We start from the raw sequence: 24,019 nt of genomic DNA, 5'->3' as shown, positions 1-24,019 counted from the left end.
GCAAAATAACAGTTTACAGAAACTGATTTCTTGCCGTTTAATTGATATGTCATTAAATATTCATACTATGCTGATATCCTTGAATGCATAGCAATCAGATTACTTCTGAACTACTTATCTTAAAATATGTCTTTACAATTTGAATTTCCCCTGAATTTAACGGTTGAAAAACTTATTGCCGAATTAAGTGATCAGGTGGAAACGCAACTGGTTTCAAGCCAATCTTCTTGCAAAACCTATTATGACAGCTTTGACTGGCGCTTGTACTCCAACGATATTACTTGCGAGTTTAATAAAGCAAAAAGCGGCTCGTCATTAATTTTAAGATCGACTAAAACAGGTGCCGTTATTGCCGATGCAGAGCTTAACAAAGTTCCTTTATTCGGCAAAGAACTCGAGCCGGAAACAATACGAGACATTCTGGAACCACTGTTGGAAATGCGCGCATTACTGCCTGTTTGCAAACTGGATTATCAAATTTATCACTTAAACATTCTTAATAAGGATCAAAAAACCATCCTTCGGCTGTTAATCGAAGAGTACAAGCAATTCAACAACCGCGTTTTGCTGCAACCGGTAAAAGGTTATGACAAGATTGTGGAGCATATTGCTGAAATACTGACCGCAACATTAGGCTTAAAAGTCACCGAGGAATCTGTTCTGCTGAAAGCTCTACAACTTCAGGGCCGAAAGCCTAAAGATTATTCATCAAAGCTGAACATCAACTTAGATCCCGGCATGCGCGCCGACATTGCCGGCAAATATATCTACAGCCACCTGCTAAAAGCGATTAAAGTCAATGAGCAAGGCACTATTGCTGCTACCGACAGCGAGTTTTTGCACGATTTTAGAGTTGCTGTTAGAAGAACCCGAACCGGGCTCAGTCAGATCAAGGGCATACTGCCGGCTGATATCAACGCATACTATGCCGATTTTTTTTCGTGGTTAGGGCAAATTACCGGACCAACACGGGACTTGGATGTTTATCTGCTGAATTTTGAGCGCTACAAAAGCAGCCTGCCGGATTCAATCAGAGAAGACCTCAATCCTTTATACGATTTTTTACTCCTCAAACAGCAAAAAGCTCAGAAGGAGCTGGCAAAAAAACTGAAATCCGACAAATATCTGTCCACTCTCTCAGAATGGGAGCAGTACCTTAAAGAGCCTTTATATAAAGTACCGCTTGAGCAAAATGCCAGACTGACTATTAAAGAACTCGCAGATCGGAGAATTTGGAAAATATTTACCCGAGTGTTGCAGGAAGGGGATGCGATTACCGCCTTGTCATCGGCTGAAGCATTGCATGATTTAAGAAAATCCTGCAAAAAGCTGCGTTATTTGATGGAGTTTTTTCAAAGCCTTTATCCCGAACAGCAAATCAAGCATTTGATTAAAAATTTGAAAGAACTCCAGGAAGTTTTGGGTAACTTTCAAGATTATGCCGTTCAAGAAAATAATCTAAAATTGTTTAGTGAAGAAATGATGAGGCTTACCTCCTCTCCCGCTAACACTTTTTTAGCTATAGGCGTATTGATCCAGAATCTTGATACTCATAGATGCGCTGCCCGTAAAGACTTTGCGTCGAGATTTGATGACTTTAAGCAGAAAGAAAACCGAGCAGCCTTTAAATTACTGTTCGTGCCGTCAAAGTCTCACGTAACTCAGCATTAGGTCAGGATACATCTATCCGATATTATTGTATTATTTAAAAGAGGAGTAATTGCTGAGTCGATACATAAAGCAATTCCGAATGCGGATTAATACCGGCCAACCGTTCTTAAACTTACACCAGGTTAAAATATAATAAAGGTTAAACATTATGAATAAATTCAAGTTGATAATAAGTCTTTTATCGATAATATTGATTGCCGGTTGTGCTGGAGGGACTACCCATGAAAGCACTGGAGAATATCTGGATGATTCTGTCCTAACCACTAAAGTCAAGACTTCAATATTGGGCGATTCCAGGCTTAAACTACTGCAAATCACCGTTGAAACTTTTAAGGGTACTGTGCAGCTAAGCGGATTCGTGGATTCTGCTGCCGCCGCCGCCCGGGCGGTGGAACTCGCAAGAACGGTTAAAGGTGTAAAGTCGGTTAATAACAGTTTAATTGTAAAATAGTCATAACTGCATAATCCACATGGATGTGGTGAATGCAGATTCGCATAAAGTCATGTATGGCGTGTAGCCGGATGTGCAGGAGTAACCTAATTTTAGGCTAATGCCAACTCATGCTCATCTAATACAAATTGCGGTAGAGTAACGTCGTTTACTTCATCCTGTAGAGCGGCTTCGGCAACTGCTCCTGCATTGCTCTCGATCGCTGTTTGAGGCGCGATTCCATCTTTCCCGTCCTTGGGGGGCGCATCTTCTGCATTCATGAAGCCGTTATTTTGAGCATACAATAAACCTATAATTTCAGCGCTCAGCGCAAAGTCAAAATTGATGCTAAGCTCGTCGAGCTCGGCATCTTGTGCCGATATAAACTGCTGTGCCTTTTCTGCAACCCAATTGATAATCATCAGAATGCCTTTTTGTAATTGATAAAAAACAGATCGATTATCCAACAGCATAGTTAAATTTACGTGACAGTTATATGACAAAAATATGACATTAAACTTTATTAGTAGAAGTAAAACAGGCCCATGATTTTATGGTTCTGAGATTCGTCCTGTTTTGGAATTAATTGTATGGCTGACAGATTTTATTGCTACTTTACTCTCTATCTGTAGACTCGTACTTTCTGCATAATTTCAGATGAGCTGGTGAATGCCGGTGTAGTAGAGTAATGTAGGCAATTGCCGGTAACACGGCAATAAATGATAGAATCGCCATTTTTGTGTAATTCGAGAACTTTTCTTAATCATGTCTAATACCTTAAAGCTTCCCCTTGAATCACTGAAACTAAATATCGATTTGACTGGCTTTGAGTTTCCAACCGCACCTAAATTGCCCGGCACCATTTTAGGTCAGTCCAGAGCCCAATCCGCACTGGAGTTCGGCGTTGCGATGAGCAATCCCGGCTACAATATTTTTGTGATGGGCGAGCCGGGCTTGGGCCGGTTGTCGATGATTATCAATCATCTGGATGCCCATGCAAAAACGCTGCCTGCGCCGCCATCCTATGCTTATGTCGATAATTTCGATAATCCGAGAGAGCCGGTGGCCGTTGAGCTGCCCGCAGAGCATGGCCAAATGCTCAGCAAAGACATTGAAAAGCTGATCGATAACCTGCTGGCGACCTTTCCCGCCGCGTTTGAAAGCCCTACGTATCAGCAAAAAAAGAGCGCCATCGAACGCGATTTTAACCAGTACTATAACAATGCCATCGACCTGGTCGATAAGAAAGCTCTGTCCTTAGAGATAGCGTTGTTCAGGGAGAATGAAACGATTTCTTTTGCGCCTATCCGGGACAACAAGGCGTTGAATGAAGATCAATTTACTCAATTATCGCTGCCGGAACGGGAAATCTTTCACAAACATGTCGAGGAACTGGAAGAATACCTGAGCGATGTATTGCTGGAGTTGCCCCAGTGGCGCAGAGAGATGGTCGAGAAAATCAGGCAGCTGGATAATGACACTATCAGTCTGGCGATAGATCCGCTGTTTTCCGAGCTGAACGACAGCTACCAAAATATCGATGACGTCATCACCTATTTAGCGGAAATCAAAAAGAACCTCTGCAACACCATTGCCGATTACCTGATGCCGAGCCGGACGCCGGAGCAGCAAGACAATACTACCGCAAAGAGGCAGTTGCTGACCGAGCTGTATGCGCCCAATATCCTGGTCGACAATAAGCAGGAAAGCGGCGCGCCGGTTATTTGCGAGCCGCATCCGATTTACCAAAACCTGTTCGGTCGCATTGAATACATCAGCGACCAGGGCACGCTAGTCACCAATTATCGCCGGATTTGCGCCGGTTCATTGCACAAGGCCAACGGCGGTTATTTGATTCTCGATGCCGAAAAACTGCTGACTTACCCGTTCGTCTGGGAAGGCCTTAAGCGCGCACTGCAATCCGGCCTGATTGAAATCGAATCGCCTTATTCCGATTTAGGCATTAGCACCATTAGCCTCAAGCCCGAAGTCATCCCGCTAAACGTTAAAGTGATTCTGGTCGGTTCCAGGGATGTGTATTATTTGCTCGAAGAATTGGATGACGAATTTAACGAGATGTTCAAAATTCTTGCCGATTTTGACGAGTACATCCTGCGCACCGATGAGTCGATTCAGCGTTTTATAGACCTGATGATCAAGCATGCCGCAGATTCCGGCGCCAAGCCGTTAACCCGGTCAGCTATAGAATGCCTGATTGAGCACAGTTGCCGGATTGCGGAAAACCAGCATCATTTTTCCGCCCGCGTTAAAGATTCGCTGGAAATCATCGCCGAAGCCAACCTGTTCTGTAAACGGCACAATCAGCCGGTTTGCGATCGCTTGCAGATAGAGCAGGCCTTGGCCGCAAGAGATCATCGTAACGGCAGAATACCCGAGAACATCCTCGAAGAAATGCTGGTCGGCACCATACTGATCGATACCGAAGGCGAGGCGATAGGCAAAGTCAACGGTTTAACCGTGCTGGAAGTCGGCGGCAGCAGCTTTGGCGCGCCGGTGCGCATTACTTCCAGCGTTTATCCCGGTTCCAGAGGCATAGTCGATGTCGAGCGGGAAGCTGAGCTGGGTCAAGCCATTCATTCCAAAGGCGTAATGATCTTGACCGGCTATCTGGGGCACACCTACGCCCAGCAATTCCCGCTGGCTATATCGGGCAGCATCGCGATTGAGCAATCCTACGGTTATATCGACGGCGACAGCGCCTCGCTGGCCGAGCTGTGCTGCCTTATTTCGGCGCTGACACGGACGCCGATCAAGCACAGTTTTGCAGTGACCGGCTCAATCAACCAGTACGGCGAAGTGCAGGCGGTAGGCGGCGTTAACGAAAAAATAGAAGGTTTCTACAGGCTGTGCAAGGCGCGCGGCCTAAACGGCGAGCACGCTGTCATTATCCCGGCTGCCAACAAGCGCAATTTGATGCTGAAACAGGAAGTGATAGATGCGGTAGCGGCAGGCAAGTTTGCGATTTATGCGGTGTGCTGCGTCGATGAAACGCTGGAATTATTGACTGGGGAATCCGCCGGAGTGTTAGATAGCGACGGCTTTTATCCGGAAGGCAGTATTAATTGTAAAGCTATCTCCCGGTTGAAAGAGATTTCGGATATGGCTACGGATGAGGATGATAAGGAGGAAGGGGTTTAAGCATAAGCTCTAAAAGATTGCGGTGTCTAGCGTTTAAGATTACTATCTTTCCCGTTGTAAGTGTTAATACGTAAATTATCCGCACTTTATATGACGCTATCCGGATTTGTTTTAGGATGCACTAAATATATGCGATTCAATAAAAGTACAAAGATTTTTAATTTTTATAAGGCATTAGGTAAATCTTTGACGCAATGTTATACGTCTATTAGGATGTTTAATATTAGTTATGCCGCTCATACCTAGCCATGGCCACGATTAGGCAATACTTTGAAACCGACTTCGACTATTGCCTCCGGGTAAAGATTAAGTACGACCTTGGTGGCGATTCGTATGAGGGCGCCGTTCTATACGACGCCAGCGCGAAATCGGCCTTTGTTGCGTTCTACTTTCCAGGCGCCGCGCACACCTGCGAAAGCTTTCTAACCTTTCTCAGATCGCTTAACTATGGGGAGACTGGCCTCAATCTCAATGGAGAAATAGTCCTCCCTAGCGCCAAACAATTTCCGGGACAACTGCGAGTGGAAAACTCCAATCCATTCGTAATTCATTATCAGTTGTTTGGCGACCCGTCTTGGAGAGATCTTTTCTCAATACACACCAGTCGCCGGGTGTTCTTCTACTCTGAGACCAACTTATCGCCATCCGATATTGAGAGGCTTCAATCCGAAGCAGACACAATGGGCCATGACTTGCAGTTCCGCGCAGATAGGTACGCTTTCGGTCGTAGCCAGTTTGAGAAGCCACAAGCCTTCATCAGCCATGACTCAAAGGACAAAGAGTCAATTGCAAGACCAATCGCTCTAAACCTGCAAAGAAAGTTGTGTCCGGTTTGGTACGACGAGTTTTCCCTAAAACTCGGTGAAAACTTGCGGCAAAGCATTGAAAAGGGTTTGAAGGAGTGCAGAAAATGCGTTCTTATCCTGAGTCCAAACTTCTTCGTCAATAACGGATGGGGGAAAAAGGAGTTCGAATCTATCTTCACCCGCGAAATACTTGAAGAAGCACAACTGGTATTGCCGATTTGGTGCGGCGTCACAAAGCATGAGGTATACGAGTACAGCCCCAGCCTATTGAACGTGAAAGGTGTTGACTGGAGTGCTCTCGGAGAGGACGAAGTATGCAGGCAAATCTATATTGCAGTTACCACCGCGGCATAACCCATCATTCCACCGGACCTGCGCAAAAAGCGCAGGTCGGTGAATTCAGACGTGTGTGCCGGGCATGGCACGTTACTATGTCGGTGAAAGTCCAGAGTTCCGTAGGTCGGGCATGCTGTTTATGCCCGACATTTCCAAGTTTCAAAGGGGGTGACGAACTTCGAGTTTGATCACTGTTCAATCTTCGGATGCTAAAATGTCGGGCAACGAAAAAGCTGTTACCCGACCTACTTGGGGGAATCTTCATTATGCAATATCGTCGCGCTAAAACTCCCGGCGGCACTTATTTCTTCACCGTCGTGACTTTTCGGCGACGTAAATTCCTCTGCGAACCGGACAATGTCGAATTGTTGCGTACGGCGTTCCGAATCGTTAAATCGGCTCATCCTTTTACCATCGATGCCTTTGTGCTGCTGCCGGAACACCTGCATAGTATGTGGATGTTACCGCCGGGCGAACATGATTATCCGATGCGCTGGAATACAATCAAAAACTATTTCACCTGCCGTTGCCCGGATGCCCTAAAATTACCGCCCTCTCCATCCCAACGACGAAAACGGGCGCAAACTATCTGGCAACCGCGCTATTGGGAACACCAAATCCGAGATGACCGTGACTTCGAAAAACATTGCGATTACATTCATTTGAACCCGTTGAAACATGGTTTGGTATCTCATCCCGGTGCGTGGCCCTATTCGAGCTTTCACCGCTATCTTCGCCTTAGGCTTTATCCGCCAAATTGGGCGGTGCTTCCAGGGATTGAGGAGGACGGTACTTATGGGCAATAACCCAAGAGAAGCGGAATTTGTATCCCCATCCCGAACGTTTTGACACTACCAGTATCTATGGATTCTGCGAGAAACCTGCGGATGGGTTAATATGCACAGTCTGGGCAATGTTTGATGTTTGGAATTGACGGTGATGGATTTCGCTGTCTTACTCTTTGTCCGTTCCACTTTACTATTATCGTCGTTTTGCTGAGGAAAAAATATGCGAACATTTAGACAACAATTTAAACAAATCCTGGCTCTTTTTCTGTTCGTCGCAATTTTTTCGGGGTACAACTCTGTTTTTGCTGAAACGGCTGAGATAAAGGATATAGATGCGCATCATGGCCAAAATAGCCTTGATTGGCCGGGTATTTATCGCGGTTTTTTGCCTTGTGATGACTGTAAGGGAGTTAAAACAACACTCGCTTTGAACAAAAACAACAGTTATATATTGCTTACCCAATACGTTGGCAAATCAGAAAGGGAATTTGTGGAAAAAGGGAAATTTACTTCGAATAATGAAAACAATACGGTTATTTTAACGCCACGCGATAGCTCAACGACACGGCAATATTTTGTCGGCGAAAAAATGCTCATTCAGCTTGATAACAATGGCAATCGTATCTCTGGCAAACTTGCAGACCGCTATATTTTACGTAGAACTGATACAACAGAATCAGCACCGTCACATTCGGCACATTAAGCACCCCCAAGCGGGACGGAGTTTGTAACTCCGTCCCAGACGGTTTTGGCGCTGTCGCTATTTTTGGGTTTCCAATCGTTAATAATCAACCGGCAACCGTGCAGCTAATTCATCCCATCGAATCATAATGTCCGGCAACACGCTGACCTGAGTTTCGCCGTTTAATTCGTAGAGCTCGGGCTTGCCGTATTCGCCGTCGATCAAACGGTAAACGGTCAACACTCGATCAATCGGGTGAATCAACCAATATTCTTTTACGCCATGGCGTTCGTAAAGATTACGTTTTTTGATTTGATCGTGACCGGCCGTGGATGGCGACAACACTTCCACGATCCAGTCCGGCGCGCCGCGCACGCCGCGCCGATCCAGCTTGCTGCTGTCGCAGACCACCAATACGTCCGGCTGCACGACGGTATCGATGCTTTCATCCGCTTCATTCTGTTTCGGCAGACGAACATCGACCGGGGCAATAAAAGCACGGCACGGTTTCCCGGTTAGAGCATTAGCCGCCTGCCGATAAATTTCCCCTGCCACATCCTGATGCGCGAGATCAGGAGCCGGGGACATCGCATAGGCGCTGCCGTCGATCAGCTCATAGCGATTATCATCAGGCCAAGTCAGATAATCGCCGTAGCAATGGTGCTGACTATCTTTTAATGCTAACCCCATATCAGTTTCCTCGTGTATTTCATGCAGACCGGTATTGATGAAAAAAAGCATAACACAGCCCTATATGCTCCGGGTACTGTTTTGGGAATTTGCAGTGCTTGCTGATTTTTCCTTCTGGGCCACTACTATTGTGATCGGCTGGCTGAGCGGCAGTTTCTGTGGGTAATCGTACAGACGAATCTTGGTTAAGGAGATAAATTTAAAATACAGGCAAGGGGATTTAAGCAGGTAAAGAATAAATCCGGTTAAAAATTGAATAACCTAAAGCCTTGTCTGAATCACTTATCCCTATAACCCGCTCAAATTGAGCTAACAGGAGCAAAACTATGACTACCGCCACAATGATTAACACCGACAAAATTAAGCCTGGTATGCCTGTCGTCTGTTCTCAAGACGGCCAGTTTGCCACTGTCGATCATATGGAAGGAAAGAATACCATCAAGTTGAATAAAGATAAGACCGGGCAGCACCATTACATTCCGGTAAATTGGGTAACCTCAACCGAAGGAGGCAAAGTTAAAGTAGATCGTCCGGGTGATCAAGCGATGAGAGAGTGGTCGACAACTCCAACCATGTGATAGACGAGTGCGCCTATAATCCTAAAAAATCAGTTAACCAAAGTGTGTGAACTGAAATACCTGAATTAGTGATGTTAAACCACGAGCTTGTCATCCAAATGGTATGACCGTTGTAGTACCCAGGCGCATAAAGGGCGACCGGCTGGTCGCCCTTGGAAATATCAAATCCAACTGATTTTTTAGGAAATGAAAGAGCTGCCGAAATTGCTGTTGGCTAAGCAAATCTGAAGCTTTGAACTCATGCTTCAATTCCCGTTCAAACAATTAAAGCGGCAGTATTTCTTTCCATGAGACGAAAAAGAGGAGCCGTTATGAAAGGCTTTGTGCAGGATATCGAAGATCTTGCGGTCAAGAATGAGGAATTTCGCCGAGTGCTTTACACAGCAAAACATTGCCAGCTCGTTGTGATGGCGTTAAAGCCCAAGGAAGAGATCGGCGCTGAAGTCCACAAGCTTGATCAGTTTTTCCGCGTAGAAGAGGGCGTCGGCGAGGTAGTTCTTAATGGCGTTCGGACCTCTATTCGGGACGGTTTCGCGATAATCGTCCCGGCCGGGATGAGCCATAACATCATCAATACCGGCAATGTTCCGCTAAAGCTTTATACGCTGTATGCGCCGCCGAATCATCGGGACGGCGTCATCCATCATACCCGCGACGACGCAGAGGCCGACAACGAACATTTTGACGGTAAAACGACGGAATTATAGTAAATCTCAAGTGGGTGTTGAGTTGGTATTCGTTAGAGGCTTTTATTAATGGCCAATTTCCATGACGACCACGCGCCTAAGACGTTTTCCGTTCATATCACACTGAGTTAATTAAGAATATTTAAGCAAAATAATCGGTGGCGCCAAACCAGTCTACCGTGTTTTGATTTACAGGCGTCGGCTTTTCGCTAACCAACTCATCAAGGATATATTCCAGTCCATAAAAATTACCATTATCAAAAGCCTGATTCATGGGAGCGGCAATATCATTATATGTATCGAGATTTCGGTTAAGCATCTTTTACCTTCCTGTTCCGCGACTAATTTATATAAAATTAAGTGTAATACAGATAAATTTTTTGTCATGAAAAACAATAATTTCTGTAATGCATATTAAAATGCGCTTTGTTTGCTGAACGGAAGCTGAAGCAGTAGGAGTGATGTAATGAAGGCAAATTGTTTATCTTTCATGCATTGTTATACATCGGCATAAAGGGCGACCGGCCGGTCGCCCCCCTATAATGCTCACGCCATTTTGGCGAATAACGTTATTTATCAAACGGTAAACGGTCAATACCCGGTCTACGCCATGGAATTTGTAAAGATTGCATTTTTTGATTTGGTAGTGGCCGGCTACAACGAAAGACTACAGGAAATGTATTTCTATTGGAACGGTGTACGACGCCCCCGCGTAAACTTAGCGGTCGGGCTTTTTAGAGACTGTGAAAGTGTTATCGCTTAAAATATCATCATCCTGTAGCCCTTCATTGTCTTAGACGTGAGAGGACGGGCAGCTTAGGGTTAAAGCTTCCAGTTTTCGTTTTTTGATATTTACTTTTTTTCCTGCATCTTTTTTTGACGGTGTTCCTTCATTTGAGCGTGGTGAGCCTTCATAAGCTCCAATTGCTGATTTTTTAACAATTCTTTTTTAGCGGGGTCTTTCTCTAACAAAATCTGATTCGAGAGGTCGTGCATTTTCAGCATGTGTTCCTGCATGGAACGCATATGCTCATCTTTTTGTTCTTCAGTCATGTTCTCCATCATGCCCATGCCCATGCCCTTTTCTTTCATTGGCGCGTCGGTTTTTTGCGGTTCTGCTGCGGAACTCATCATGCTTATGGACAATAACAGCAACAGAGCGGCAGTTGATTTATATAAGTGCTTCATCGGGTTCACCTTTATTGGGTTGGTTTTGATTAAGAGTCAGTTATATGCAAAAAGCAGGGTTCTGTAAAAGTAAAAACACATCGGACGTATTAGCGAGTTAACGAGCAGATTATTTTAGATTTGTTTAAGTTTACTTCAATAGGTTAGAACACTTACAGAGAGTGTGTTTTTCAAGATTCGGCCGAGTAATATTCAATTTTTATGAAAGTCCGCCACGTATATTTACGATGTCTGAAGAATTGCAAAGCTTCCGCTCTGCGACAATTTCTTCCGTGCCGTGTTTACACTCTTTACCTACATACTGTAAGCAAAATCGATTCGTTTTGAATGTAAGCCAAACCAATAAATCAAAGCCAGTGAATCAAGCTGAAAAAAATTGACGTGTCGTCGCGGTCAAAATCGTGTTGCAGCCTAAAGCTGGACTCAATGTTTTCAACGCGCTTGTGATAGCCCAGCAGTCCGCTGACTCCGTTTTGTCCGGGATTCGGGCTGGTAACGCCGACTCCCACAAACAAAGCGTTGACCAGACTGTCGATTCCCAGCAATTGGGTTGGATAAATAGCGGTCTCCAGCGTTTCTTCGCGCCCGGCATTAGGCAGGGTTTTATGAATGAAACGAAAATTGACAAATTCACCAACTTCCCATGCAGTAAGGCGACGATTGAAGTTAGGGTTCAGATAGCCCAGCGGATTGGAGAACTCCACACCGGTCGGGCCCATGGCTCGCCCTAGCCGGGCTTCATGCCCTAAAAAACCTTTGCGAAACCCTAAGCTGCCGGTGACCATCATATCTTTGGAGCCGTTGACTTGGCCGATTGAGTTATCTACGTAAAACATTTCAATCGCCGGTCTTAATTCGTGTACTCCCAAGTCGGGCGCAACATAAGCCACGGTGCCGCGCCATTGCTCACCATCACTACCCCAAACCGCCATTAATTCTTTATTGTATAAGGCGACGTAACCGCCAGGATAATCTTGTCCTTGAAATCTTTGCCATTGAGTGGACGCGATATATTTAATGGACTGCCACTCGTTCCGGTAAGAAATTTTAGCGAATTTGATATCTTGATTACTGAATTTTCTATCGACAAATCCGCCGCCGAAGCCCAAGCCGGACGGCAAGCGGTATTCGCCTTGTACTTCGGTTTGTTTACTATCTCCCTGTAGAACTTCCTGAGCCCCCAGAATTAAATCGCCGAGATCGGGGCGGGTCAGCAAAGGGCGGGCAAAGCCGCCGAAATAGTTAATATCTTGTCCACCTGTTTCAGATATTTGTACGCCGTGACCGCCTTTAAAAACCGGAGTCCATAAAATACTGTTGACCTGAAAATCGCCGTTATCCTTACGATCATAAAAAGCATCAATTTTTCCGCCTTTAAAGTAAGATGAATTAAAATTGTCTGCATAAACGCAAGACTGGAACGCTAGCAAAAGGGCGAAAAGCAGCGTGTTAAATAGCAAGATAAAATCTTCCTTCTGTTGGACTGACAAATTATATGTATGGGTATGCGAAAACCGCATAAGCGCAAGCGAATATATCGCCTAAAACGCCTACTTTTAGAATTCTTTCATCAGTAGTTTCCACGTCTATTCAACCTTTTCAATTAACAGGCTCTGTTTGAATTTGTCCGCAGGGACCGGCCTGCCGAACAGATACCCTTGAAATATCTCGCATCCGTAATTTACCAAATGCTCGTGCTGAATCTCCGTTTCCACTCCTTCGGCAATAACGTTAAGGGCAAGATTTTTTCCGAGCGCCAGAATAGTTCGGATGATGGCTGAGTCATGATTGTTAAAAACCATATTTCTGACAAACGATTGGTCTATTTTCAGCTGCTCCAAGGGTAACTTTTGCAGATAAGACAGCGAAGAATAGCCGGTACCGAAATCATCCATCGAAAAATTAACCCCCAAGTCCCGGACAGAGTGCATTTTAATAATAGTGTCTTCCACATTATCCAAAATCACCGACTCGGTAATTTCCAGTTTGAGCAGAGCGGGATTGGCACCGGTTTCCGCTAATATCGCGCGCACTTGCTCTACAAAATCAGCCTGACTAAGCTGTTTACTGCTGATATTTACCGCCAATTTCAGCTCACGGGTTTCAGGGTATTTTGCCCAGTCGGCCAGCGTTTTACAGCCTTGTCTTAATATCCAATGGCCGATGGGCAAAATCAGTCCGGTTTCTTCGGCCAGCGGAATAAATTCGGCTGGAGAAATCATGCCGCGCTTGAAGTGATTCCAGCGTATCAGCGCCTCCGCGCCGACCGGCTGTCTCGAAGAATTAACTTGTACCTGATAATGCAAGCTAAATTCGTTGCGGTCTAAAGCGTTGCGTAAATCGGCTTCCAACGATGTTCGCAAGTTTAAGGATTCCTGCATTTCAGGGACGAAAGCGCGTATCACATTACGACCGGCTTGTTTGGCCTGATACATGGCCAGATCGGCGCGTTTAAGCAGTTCTTCGCTGCTGGTTTCGTGCCCCTTAAATAATACAAAACCGATACTACCCGTGGAATAATGCTCGACAAAATGTTGTGTTTTATTTTCGACCGCCAGGGATGGCGGAAGTGTCGCGGCTGGTACGGAACCAGCGCGATCGAGATTGCTTTTCAATAGGTAGAATTCGGCCAAATTACTGCGGATTTTTTCAGCAATCGCGTGGGCTTGGATGGCTGCCTCAACTTCCTGTTCATCAAGATACTCCAGCATGATCACAAATTCATCACCGCCCAGCCTAGCTACCGTATCAACTTCCCGAACACAGTTTTGTAATCGTTGCCCCACTTCAATCAACAATTGATCGCCCTGATCATGCCCCAGCGTATCGTTAAGCGTTTTGAAATTATCAAGATCGAGGAACATTAACGCTCCGTACGTCCTATTGCGACCGCTAGTATTGAGCGCCAGGTTGAGCCGGTCAAACAACAAAGTGCGGTTGGGGAGCTTGGTCAGAGAGTCGTAGTACGCCAGGTCTTTGATGCGTTCTTCGTCGGCTTTGCGCTGGCTAATATCGGTAAAAGTGCCGACATAGTTAGTAATCAGTCCTTCGGGATTGGTAATAGCAGTTACACACAGCCATCCAGGAAAGATGACGCCATTTTTCTTTTTATTCCAGATTTCGCCTTGCCAGTATTTTTCGTGATTGATGCTTTCCCACATGGCTGCATAAAATGCACTATCCTGCCGACCGGACCTGAGTATGTCTGCGGGCTTGCCGATAACCTCATCAGCACTGTAACCGGTTAACTGGGTAAACGACTTGTTGACTCGCAAGATGTTATTGTCCGCATCGGTAACGATTATGCCCTCCTGAGATTCAAACGCCGCTGCCGCAATTCGTAGCTCATGCTCGGCCTTGAGACGCGACTTCTCATGGTCGAAATTATCCAATGCATAAGAAAGGTCATCGGTCAGTCCACGCATCAGGTCAATCAGGTCGGGAGTAAAGTAGTCTTGCTCGTCCGAATAGACCGCAATAGCTCCGATACAGCGACCGCCGCGCATAAGCGGAAAAGCCGCCGCCGCATTAATTTTTTCAGCAGCGGCCATGGATTGCCAAGGCTGCGTACTGAGGTCATTGAGAAAATTATTAAGAATTTTCGGCACGCCTTCCCGGATTGCCGTCCCCAGCGGTCCACGTCCCTCCGGCAATGCCTCATCCACCGAAATTTTGATATTCCGGAGGTAGGCGGAATCGGGATGACTGGCAGCTACTGCATGTACCCAGCCATCAGGTTCGGTCATGCCCACCCAAACCAGTTTAAAGGCAACATGACGAGCTATGATCCGGCATACCTCAGTCAGTAACTTTACCTCGTTCGACTCGCGCACAATAATATCTGCGCTCTCAGTCCATGCCGCATATAAACGGTTGATTCGCTCTCGTTGCCGTTCCGAATTGGACAGTGCATCCAGCATTTGATTAAAACCGTGCGCCAATACGCCAACCTCATCCTCACCGGAAATATGCGTCCGTACATTCAGATTCCCTCTCTCGACCTCGGCGGCTACTTGCATCAGGTGGTGTAATCTTCTTGTGAGTCTTCGCGCCAGCAGTATTGCAGCAGCCAGCACCGTCAACGCCGCAAATGCAATAAAGTTTATACCCATGATCAGGACGGAGCGGAGATTGGCGTTGACTCCGTTCATAGTCATTTTCACCCGTGCCCATCCGACATGGCGCTGTCCGGCCATCACCGGCGCGGCAACTTCAATTTGACGAGCATTGGCGAGCAACACTTGAGTTTGAGGCGGCGAACCTAACAATTTTTGATTTTGCGCGTCGGTAACAAATAGCCCGGCCTCGTCAGACCGTGTGGAACACAGTACTTCGCCGCGCAACGATAAGATATAGGCCTGTTCCAGATCGGGTAAGCCGACAAAACCCTGCAACACTTCCTTTAATCCGGCAATATCGTTAGCTAATACCCATGATGTACTGCTATTGGCAAGCGAGGTGGTCAACGATTTACCTTGCTGAATGGCAGCGCTATAAAGAAAATTACGTTGCCGCTCGAATAATAGGCCTGCAAGACCTATCATCATGATCAACGCAACGCCGCCAAATGACCACGCTAATTGATTTCGAATGGAACCGCTAAAAAAAAAACGTTGTGCTTTACTTCGATTACGGGCAGTTGTCATTATGTCCCTTTACTCTAAAGGCCGTACTGTTTTGATGAAGGTCGCAATAAATGCCTGTACCGGTCCGTAACTATCATCGTTAGCCGGCTCAAAACGGGTAACCGGGATACGCGCCAACATTTCCCGGCCTTGCGCATGCTGATCGAGATTAAACAGCAGAGTAGCAAACTTATCAGCCAGCGCTGTGGGGATGTCTTTGCGCACCACCCAACCGTTGTTTTGCAGTGGTTCGGTTTGCCATTTAACTTCGAGTTGTTCTGCTAACTGGGGATTTTCCTTGCTGAATGTTTTCCATGGCACTGGCCAAGTCGCTCCGGCCGCAACATGACCGCGCAACACGTTAATGATGGAAGACTCCTGCGAACCGACATAGCGGTTTTCAATGTCGAGGTTAATATCAATGCCGTGGGTGTGCAGATAATACTGGGGCATCATGGTCGCAGCCAGTGCAGTCGGCGCAGGATAGGATACGGTTTTGCCTTTGAGATCGGCGATGGTGTTAATGCCGCTGTCGCGACGTACCAGAATAATGCCCCGGAAGTCATTGTCATCGGACATTTTGCCAAACACACGATAACCATGCTTAAGCGAGTTGATAGTTTGATAGGGATTGGGCATCGCAAAATCGAAATATCCGCTGTAAAGCCTCTTATCGAATTCTTCATAATTACGCGATGCTTCTAAAGTAAAATCCGCTTCGGATATGTTTGCGTTAATAAAATCGACGATAGGACCGTAAACTTCAAACAGCCGTTTGGGATTATGCAAAGGATGAATGCCGATCACATATTTGGTCGCTTTAGATTTGCTTTGTGCGCTGAAACTGGGCTCATAAGCGTCATTGGACTGTTTGTTCGAGCCCGAAAGCAACGGTAAGTCCAATAATAATTTCCACCATTTCATGAAAACGGTTTCTTCACTTTCGGAATCATTTTTAGATACTTGGGCAGGTTTGGTTTTGTTTGCCGGGGTTTCCAATGAAGGGGTGTCGGCAAGAACAGCGCAATTAAAGATCAACAACAGCGTTATGAGGCTATATCGGCGTAAAATTTCAATCATGATAATGTTGAAGCTCTGCGGCTGAAGTCGTAGGGTGCGCTACGTTAATCTATAAAATATAAGTATTATTACGTAGGTAAAGTGATCGGAATGATACCCGCAATAGGTCAGTTTTGGAATTTTTTAAACCTATTTTGTTAAGAGTTTCTAACTTCAACATGACAATAAGCAAATCCTGTTTGTCATAAAAAGGTAATATGTAGCTTGGTAGAATGACAGATTATCCTTATTCGAAAATTTAATTATGTCTAATTTAAAAATTCTCGTTGTTGAAGATGAAGACGCCATCAGAGAGATGCTGATGATGGTGCTTGAACAGGCCGGTTTTAGGTCGACTGCGGCGGCGGATGCAAATGATGCGCAAAAAGCCTTGGATGAGGCTTTGCCCGACTTGATTCTGCTGGACTGGATGTTGCCTGGAATGAGCGGTGTGGAGTGGGCCAGACGTTTAAAGAAAGAACCCATGTACCGCGGACTGCCCATCATTTTGCTGACTGCGCGAGGCGAGGAGGAGGATAAAGTTAGAGGCCTGGAAATCGGCGCGGACGATTACATGACTAAACCTTTTTCACCCAAGGAATTAGTGGCGCGTATCCGCGCAGTTTTGCGCAGAAGCGGAAAAATAAACGATCTGGCGCAAATCACCTTGGGCGATCTGGTTCTGGATACCGAACAGCACCGGCTCAGCATCGGCGATAAACAACTGGATGTAAGCCCGACTGAGTTTCGCTTGATGCAATTTTTTATGACCCATCCCGACAAGGTTTTCAATCGTACCCAATTACTGGACCAGGTCTGGGGGCGGAGTGTATACATCGAAGAACGCACCGTTGACGTACATATACGCCGGTTGCGAAAAATTCTGGGTGAACACGGCCGGGAGGATTTAGTCCAAACTGTGCGTGGTTTCGGCTACCGGTTTTCTGTGGTGGATTCGTCAACCCCGTTTGCACCTGAATTCTTGTAACCCAATATGGGGGTTTGGCAAAAAGAAATCATTGCCGGATTGCTGCTGCTTTTGGCGGTGTCCATAATAGGTGGAATAACCGGGCTTTTTATGCCTTTGGCACTGGCGCTAACGCTGGCGGTTTTAATGCGTCAGCTATACCAGATTAACCGGTTTGAAAAATGGATCCGAACAGGCGGCAGGGCCAAATACCCGAAAACCAGCGGTATTTGGGAAGAAATTTATTACCATGTCTACCGCATTAAAAAGAACGAAAAAAAGCGCAAAAAGAAACTGGGCAAAATGGTTGACCAGTTTCGCCAGTCCACCGAAGCGCTACCGGATGCAGCCATCGTTTTGGGTTCCAACGACGAGATTGAATGGGCGAATAAGGCGGCCAGAGAAGTATTCGGTTTACATCAATCGGATAAAGGCCAACGCATTCCTAACCTTATTCGTTTTCCTGAATTTATCCGCTATCTTAAATCCGGAAATTACCACGAGGCCGTCATATTGCCTTCCCCGGTAGATCACCGCATAACGCTGGCAGTACGGATTATCACCTACGGTGCGGGCTTGCGCCTGTTGTTGGCCCAGGATGTTACGCAGCTGAAAAAAATGGAAAGGATGCGCAAAGATTTTGTGGCTAATGTGTCGCATGAACTCAGAACTCCTCTGACCGTGCTAAAAGGTTATCTGGAAACCTTGCAGGACATGGATGACGGCAAGTCATCGTTATTGACTACGTCGTTCCAGCAAATGCAGGGACAAACCGAGCGTATGCAGCATCTGGTCGATGACTTGCTGCTGCTGACACGTTTGGAAACCCAACAGAAGAAAACCGAGTGCGTTAATGTTCCGGCGTTATTGAGCCAGATTTGCAAGGAAACAGAGGCATTACACGGTAGAACTTCCGCCGCATCTGCTTCCGGCCCATCCTTATCCTCTGCCCGGATTGAGTTAATTATGGAAACAGACGTGCATATCGTTGGCGAAGAGCAGGAACTGCGCAGCGCCTTCACCAATCTGCTGGGCAATGCGCTCAAATATTCGCCGGAAGACACTGTGGTAAAAGTTCGCTGGTATCGATCCGGCGACAGTATAGTGCTGGATGTTGAGGATCAGGGGGAAGGTATTGCAACAAACGATATTCCCCGAGTTACCGAGCGATTTTACCGATCTGAAGTCAAGCGCACCAAGAAAGTAGGCGGCACCGGACTAGGCTTGGCCATTGTCAAGCATGTGCTGATGCGGCATGACGCCAAGCTAAGCATAGCCAGCGAATTGGGCAAGGGTAGCCGTTTCAGTTGTTACTTTCCGGTTAAGCGGGTTTGTAATTAAACCACAGATGATTTTATGCATGGCTGTCCCTCCGCCCTAATGCTGTTGACTTAACCAAAGCCACCGCGTTCGTTGGCTGAGCGTAGCCGAAGCCAAGAACCATGCTTCGGCTACGCTCAGCGAACGTCGGCTACGCTCAGCCAACTGCTTAAGTCAACGGTATTGTCCCCCCGTCCATGCACCCTTCAGGCCAATGCCACATCCGCTCCAAGCAGGCTCATCATGCACAGCTATTTTGCTTCAACGTCTTTATATCAAAATAACAATGCGGCTATAGTCTGATTTTGTGTGGACGAATCATTTGTCATTCAGATGAGCTAAAAAGCTTCGACTCCGGCCACTTCCATAATGACGCTTGTTGGCAGGATAACCCGCCATGCTCAACCGATTATGCTTCTTTGTTGCGAATAGAATAATATTTGACGCATATCCCTTTTCTGGATTTAACCTGGGAGCTTTGGTGACTTATTTATCTGAAGAGTTTTAGGTTCGTATAATGCCTAAGTAAATTAACTTACTGAAAATAAAATATTTTTATGCTTATTACCTTGACTTGGACAACCTGATGTTTTAATTTTGAGTATGCTTAAAATATTTTAGGTAGCCGTATGACCGCTACGCCAATAAGTAAAGTGCTGCATCTATTTAACCTCCAACCGGGAGACTGAAAAATGGATAATGAAGCTAAGACATACAAAATTTTATCGCTTGATGGCGGCGGATCATGGGCGTTGATTCAGGCTATTGCTTTGGCCGATATTTACGGCTTGGATACCAAAGGCCGGGATATTCTAAAGCACTTTGACTTGGCCATCGCCAACTCGGGCGGAAGCGTTGTTCTGGCTGGCTTAGTAATGGATATGTCACCGCGAAAAATATTTGACCAGTTTAATGATGAGCCCATACGCAAGGGAATTTTTGTTGATAATTGGATCAATATGTTTGATTTTCGCAAATACAGCACTGAAGACAAATTGACAGGGTTGGCAAAAGCTTTTGAAGGTTACCCGATTGATTGCAGAATTTTGGAAATTGGCAGCCAGCTTAAAATCAGCACGGAAATTGTAATTTGCGCGTTCAATTATGACCGGGAGCGAGCGACTTTCTTCCGCTCTAATCCCAAGTCTTTGACGGCATCCCTTGGAGGTTCAGACTTCAAAAACCTAACTCTCCTCCAAGCCATACACGCGTCATCCACGGCACCTGTTAAATATTTCGACGATCCGGCGCTAGTTTCCTATCACAAACCTGAGGACGGCAAAGCCCGTTTTTGGGATGGAGCTGTCGGCGGCTACAACAATCCTGTAATGGCTGGCGTAGTGGAGGTATTGGCAAAAAATCCAAAACCTGAAAATATTCGAGCGCTGAGTATCGGCACCGGCAATGTTTTTTTACCGCTAGGGACTGAAGGGAACAACAGTTTCGGCTTATATAAGCTGCCCCAAAAACCGTGTCTGATAAGCGATATTAACCTGCTCGCAGGCGCCGTCATTAACGACCCGCCCGATGCCGCTTCTTTTACGGCACATGTGGTGTTGGGAGGAAGTTTGCCCTCAACCCCTGACCCGGTCACAGACGGTCCAGTAGTTCGCATGAATCCTTTGGTGCAGCCAATTAAAGCCGCTGCCGGAGCACCGTTTCCGTGGGAGCTGCCTGGATTTAGTGTCAAAGAGTTTGTACGTCTTTGCGAATTAGGCTTGGATGCTGTTGATCAATACGATGTGAATTTGATCAAGAAACTGACACATCATTGGTTGGCTGGCGTTGCCAACAATCAACCTGTACGCATGAATGGTAAAACTCTGGCGTGCGAAATAGGCCACAACAAGTATTCCAAAGCTCTGGCGCAGTGGCAAAGTTATGATGCAGGCGCATTTCCTCAGGGAGCCGATAATCGTCAACATATTATCGATATACTTTGAGCAATAATGAGAAAAAGGGAGGGTGCTTTTGATAGGGCAATGGTTCGATTTAGCAATTTGTCAAAACAAAACCTTGGAACCCCGTTCCAGATTGGGATTTTCCAAGCTCAGATTACTTTATGATCGATTATTTTTGATGTTATGTATCGATTGACGGTTTGCTGGGGCGGACGATGCTGTTTTTATCTTTATCGTATTTTCCGATACTGCTTCCGGTATTTATAGAGTTATCGTAATTACCCGTGTTATTTGCCTCATCTATACCATCCGCTTGAAAACAATCAGACTATCCCCCATGTTAGCTGTAACTTAAAAAACTCTTAATGAGGCAAATATTATGCGTATGGACAAATTAACCAGCATGTTTCAAACAGCATTAGCGGATGCTCAAAGTATGGCCTTGGGTAAAGACCATCAATTCATTGAGCCGATCCATTTGATGCTGGCTTTGCTGGATCAACAGGGCGGCAGCATCAGACCGATGCTGGCCCAGATGGGCATCAACACGCAGTTGCTGCGCACCGAGCTGGTTAGGGAACTGGATCGTTTGGCGACGGTTAGCGGCTCCGGTGGCGACGTGCAGGTTTCCAATGAATTATCGCGACTGCTGAATTTAACCGATAAGCTGGCGCAAAAGCGCAATGATAAATTCATCTCCAGCGAGCTGTTTTTATTGGCGGCTTTTGATGAAAAAGGCTTGCTTCAGGACTTGCTTAAAAAAGCCGGAGTTACTAAACAAGCAGTGGAAAAAGCCATCGATGCGATGCGCGGGGGGCAACCGGTCGATGATGCCAATGCCGAAGAGCAGCGGCAGGCCTTGAAAAAATACACCATCAACCTGACCGAGCGCGCCGAACAAGGCAAGCTGGACCCGGTGATCGGACGAGATGACGAGATACGCCGGACGATTCAGGTTTTACAGCGGCGTACCAAAAACAACCCGGTGTTGATCGGCGAACCGGGCGTGGGCAAGACCGCGATTGTTGAAGGCCTGGCGCAGCGTATCGTCAACGGCGAAGTGCCGGAAGGCATCAAAGGCAAACAAGTGTTGGCGCTGGATATGGCGGCGTTGATTGCCGGCGCCAAGTTTCGCGGCGAATTCGAGGAGCGTCTGAAAGCGGTGTTAAACGATCTTGCCAAACAAGAAGGCCAGATTATTTTGTTTATCGACGAATTGCACACCATGGTTGGCGCAGGCAAGGCCGAAGGCGCAATGGATGCGGGCAATATGCTGAAACCGGCGCTGGCGCGCGGTGAATTGCATTGCGTAGGCGCTACGACGCTGGACGAATACCGTAAGTATGTCGAAAAAGATGCGGCCTTGGAGCGCCGGTTTCAAAAGGTGCTGGTTGATGAACCGTCCGTTGAAGATACGGTGGCGATTTTGCGCGGCTTGAAGGAAAAGTACGAGGTGCATCACGGCGTCGATATTACCGATCCGGCCATTATCGCGGCGGCGAATCTGTCTTACCGTTACATCTCCGACCGGCAGTTGCCGGACAAGGCTATCGACCTGATCGACGAAGCGGCCAGCCGTATCCGTATGGAAATCGACTCCAAACCGGAGGAAATGGACAAACTGTACCGGCGTTTGATTCAGTTAAAAATCGAGCAGGTTGCGCTTAAAAAAGAAGCCGATGCCGCATCCAAAAAACGTCTGGAAATTCTGGAAGAAGAAATCGCCGATCTGGAAAAAGAATATTCCGATCTGGAAGAAATCTGGAAAGCGGAAAAAGCCTCGTTACAGGGTTCGGCATCGATCAAAGAAAAACTGGAACAAGCCAGAACCGAACTGGAAGCGGCCAGCCGCGCCGGTGATCTGGCAAAAATGTCCGAGTTGCAATACGGCATTATTCCCGCACTGGAAAAGCAGTTGCATTCGGATGCACCGGCTGAAGCGCAGAAAATGACCTTGTTGCGCAACAAAGTCACCGAAGAGGAAATCGCCGAAGTGGTGTCGAAATGGACCGGTATTCCGGTATCGAAAATGATGGAGGGCGAGCGCGACAAGTTGTTGCGGATGGAAGAGCAGCTTAGCAAGCGGGTGGTCGGCCAGGAAGAAGCGCTGAAAGCGGTCAGTAATGCGATTCGCCGTTCCAGGGCCGGGTTGTCCGATCCGAATCGCCCGAACGGTTCGTTCCTGTTTTTGGGGCCGACCGGCGTTGGAAAAACCGAGCTGTGCAAGGCGCTGGCGGAGTTTATGTTCGATACGCCCGATGCGATGGTGCGCGTCGATATGTCCGAGTTTATGGAAAAGCATTCCGTAGCGCGCCTGATCGGTGCACCTCCGGGTTATGTCGGCTATGAAGAAGGAGGCTACCTGACCGAGCTGGTCAGGCGCAAGCCGTATTCGGTCATTTTGATGGACGAAATTGAAAAAGCCCATCCCGATGTGTTCAACATCCTGTTGCAGGTGCTGGATGATGGCCGCTTGACCGACGGGCAAGGCAGGACGGTTGATTTCAGGAACACCATTGTTGTGATGACCTCTAACCTGGGCTCGGATATTATCCAATCGTTGTCCGGCGAAGCGCTTTATTCGGTTATGAAAACGTCGGTCATGGAAATTGTTAACACTAAATTCCGTCCCGAATTCATCAACCGGATTGATGAAGCGGTGGTATTCCATTCGCTGGGCCGCGGACAAATTCGCGCTATTTCCAATATTCAAATCGAATACTTGCGTAAACGTTTGCAGGATCGCGAAATCGGCTTTGAAATTTCAGAACAGGCGTTGGATTTGTTAGGCGAGGCGGGCTTTGATCCTGTATACGGAGCAAGGCCGATGAAGCGCGCTATTCAGCAACAGCTTGAAAATCCGCTGGCGCAGTTGATACTGGCCGGTAATTTTGTCGCCGGGGATACCATAAAAGTCGATGTCGAACATGAGACGTTGAAATTTTCAAAGGCTTAAAGCGTATCCGGTTGGGCTGCAAAAAGGTGCAACCCAATCTCCGGATTGTAGCGATTTAGTAACTGATGTTACGTATTGTCCACGAAAGGCACGAAAAGCACGAAAAAAGGTAGAGCCGTATGTTTCTTGACTTACGGCGTAACCCAAAACATTCACATCCTCTCTATTACGCTTAGT

General features: G+C 46.7%; 19 protein-coding genes. 12 read left to right on the top strand and 7 right to left on the bottom strand.

Annotated features, from left to right (window positions below; genetic code table 11):
• Positions 1-126 precede the first annotated feature (126 nt).
• Positions 127-1,671, top strand: coding sequence for a CHAD domain-containing protein (locus EPO18_RS16550; RefSeq protein WP_292435205.1), 1,545 nt, complete (start codon positions 127-129; stop codon positions 1,669-1,671).
• Positions 1,672-1,819: 148 nt separating this feature from the next.
• Entirely contained in the window at positions 1,820-2,122 is a 303-nt protein-coding gene (locus tag EPO18_RS16545; protein ID WP_292435203.1) for a BON domain-containing protein, read from the top strand.
• 92 nt (positions 2,123-2,214) lie between these two features.
• Here EPO18_RS16545 and EPO18_RS16540 read toward each other — a convergent pair whose 3' ends face one another.
• The gene (locus EPO18_RS16540; RefSeq protein WP_292435200.1) at positions 2,215-2,574 is read right to left on the bottom strand and encodes a hypothetical protein; all 360 of its coding nucleotides are present in this window, start codon (positions 2,572-2,574) and stop codon (positions 2,215-2,217) included.
• Positions 2,575-2,866: 292 nt separating this feature from the next.
• On the opposite strand from EPO18_RS16540, the gene EPO18_RS16535 reads away from it, so the two are divergent.
• The 4 genes from EPO18_RS16535 to EPO18_RS16520 all read left to right on the top strand — a co-directional run bounded on the left by EPO18_RS16535 (position 2,867) and on the right by EPO18_RS16520 (position 7,893).
• Entirely contained in the window at positions 2,867-5,260 is a 2,394-nt protein-coding gene (locus tag EPO18_RS16535; protein ID WP_292435197.1) for a Lon protease family protein, read from the top strand.
• Positions 5,261-5,508: 248 nt separating this feature from the next.
• Positions 5,509-6,420, top strand: coding sequence for a toll/interleukin-1 receptor domain-containing protein (locus tag EPO18_RS16530; protein WP_292435193.1), 912 nt, complete (start codon positions 5,509-5,511; stop codon positions 6,418-6,420).
• 248 nt (positions 6,421-6,668) lie between these two features.
• Complete coding sequence (locus tag EPO18_RS16525; RefSeq protein ID WP_292435191.1) at positions 6,669-7,208, top strand: REP-associated tyrosine transposase; 540 nt, start codon at positions 6,669-6,671, stop codon at positions 7,206-7,208.
• Positions 7,209-7,410: 202 nt separating this feature from the next.
• Positions 7,411-7,893 (top strand): copper resistance protein NlpE, encoded by a 483-nt coding sequence (locus tag EPO18_RS16520; RefSeq protein WP_292435189.1) that lies wholly within the window; start codon positions 7,411-7,413, stop codon positions 7,891-7,893.
• A 78-nt stretch (positions 7,894-7,971) separates the two neighbouring features.
• On the opposite strand, the gene EPO18_RS16515 is transcribed toward EPO18_RS16520, so the two are convergent.
• The gene (locus EPO18_RS16515) at positions 7,972-8,562 is read right to left on the bottom strand and encodes a Uma2 family endonuclease (RefSeq protein ID WP_292435187.1); all 591 of its coding nucleotides are present in this window, start codon (positions 8,560-8,562) and stop codon (positions 7,972-7,974) included.
• Between the two features lie 326 nt (positions 8,563-8,888).
• On the opposite strand from EPO18_RS16515, the gene EPO18_RS16510 reads away from it, so the two are divergent.
• Positions 8,889-9,140: a DUF2171 domain-containing protein gene (locus tag EPO18_RS16510; RefSeq protein WP_292435185.1), complete on the top strand. Its 252-nt coding sequence runs from the start codon at positions 8,889-8,891 to the stop codon at positions 9,138-9,140.
• Between the two features lie 311 nt (positions 9,141-9,451).
• A complete protein-coding gene (locus EPO18_RS16505; protein WP_292435183.1) occupies positions 9,452-9,847 on the top strand; it encodes a cupin domain-containing protein in 396 nt (131 codons plus the stop codon).
• 121 nt (positions 9,848-9,968) lie between these two features.
• On the opposite strand, the gene EPO18_RS16500 is transcribed toward EPO18_RS16505, so the two are convergent.
• The 5 genes from EPO18_RS16500 to EPO18_RS16480 form a co-directional block, all read right to left on the bottom strand.
• Complete coding sequence (locus EPO18_RS16500) at positions 9,969-10,145, bottom strand: hypothetical protein (RefSeq protein WP_292435181.1); 177 nt, start codon at positions 10,143-10,145, stop codon at positions 9,969-9,971.
• 533 nt (positions 10,146-10,678) lie between these two features.
• Positions 10,679-11,014 carry a hypothetical protein gene (locus tag EPO18_RS16495; RefSeq protein WP_292435179.1) on the bottom strand — a complete coding sequence of 112 codons (336 nt, stop codon included), beginning with the start codon at positions 11,012-11,014 and terminating at the stop codon, positions 10,679-10,681.
• A gap of 347 nt (positions 11,015-11,361) precedes the next feature.
• Positions 11,362-12,474 carry a hypothetical protein gene (locus EPO18_RS16490; RefSeq protein WP_292435177.1) on the bottom strand — a complete coding sequence of 371 codons (1,113 nt, stop codon included), beginning with the start codon at positions 12,472-12,474 and terminating at the stop codon, positions 11,362-11,364.
• A 126-nt stretch (positions 12,475-12,600) separates the two neighbouring features.
• Positions 12,601-15,660 (bottom strand): EAL domain-containing protein, encoded by a 3,060-nt coding sequence (locus EPO18_RS16485; RefSeq protein WP_292435174.1) that lies wholly within the window; start codon positions 15,658-15,660, stop codon positions 12,601-12,603.
• A gap of 9 nt (positions 15,661-15,669) precedes the next feature.
• Positions 15,670-16,719, bottom strand: coding sequence for a phosphate/phosphite/phosphonate ABC transporter substrate-binding protein (locus tag EPO18_RS16480; protein ID WP_292435172.1), 1,050 nt, complete (start codon positions 16,717-16,719; stop codon positions 15,670-15,672).
• A gap of 244 nt (positions 16,720-16,963) precedes the next feature.
• Between EPO18_RS16480 and phoB the strand changes: the two genes are divergently transcribed.
• From phoB to clpB, 4 genes are all read left to right on the top strand, one after another.
• Positions 16,964-17,686 (top strand): phosphate regulon transcriptional regulator PhoB, encoded by a 723-nt coding sequence (gene phoB, locus EPO18_RS16475; protein ID WP_292435170.1) that lies wholly within the window; start codon positions 16,964-16,966, stop codon positions 17,684-17,686.
• 6 nt (positions 17,687-17,692) lie between these two features.
• Positions 17,693-19,006, top strand: a complete 1,314-nt coding sequence (gene phoR, locus EPO18_RS16470; protein WP_292435169.1) for a phosphate regulon sensor histidine kinase PhoR — start codon at positions 17,693-17,695, stop codon at positions 19,004-19,006.
• Positions 19,007-19,677: 671 nt separating this feature from the next.
• Positions 19,678-20,928, top strand: coding sequence for a patatin-like phospholipase family protein (locus EPO18_RS16465; protein WP_292435167.1), 1,251 nt, complete (start codon positions 19,678-19,680; stop codon positions 20,926-20,928).
• A 337-nt stretch (positions 20,929-21,265) separates the two neighbouring features.
• Positions 21,266-23,842: an ATP-dependent chaperone ClpB gene (gene clpB / locus EPO18_RS16460; protein ID WP_292435165.1), complete on the top strand. Its 2,577-nt coding sequence runs from the start codon at positions 21,266-21,268 to the stop codon at positions 23,840-23,842.
• Positions 23,843-24,019: the final 177 nt, after the last annotated feature.

The sequence above is a fragment of the Methylobacter sp. genome (assembly GCF_004322395.1).
Lineage (GTDB): Bacteria > Pseudomonadota > Gammaproteobacteria > Methylococcales > Methylomonadaceae > Methylobacter_A.
The sequence above is the reverse complement of the archived record's forward strand: the minus strand, read 5'-3'. Positions and strand labels throughout refer to the sequence as shown.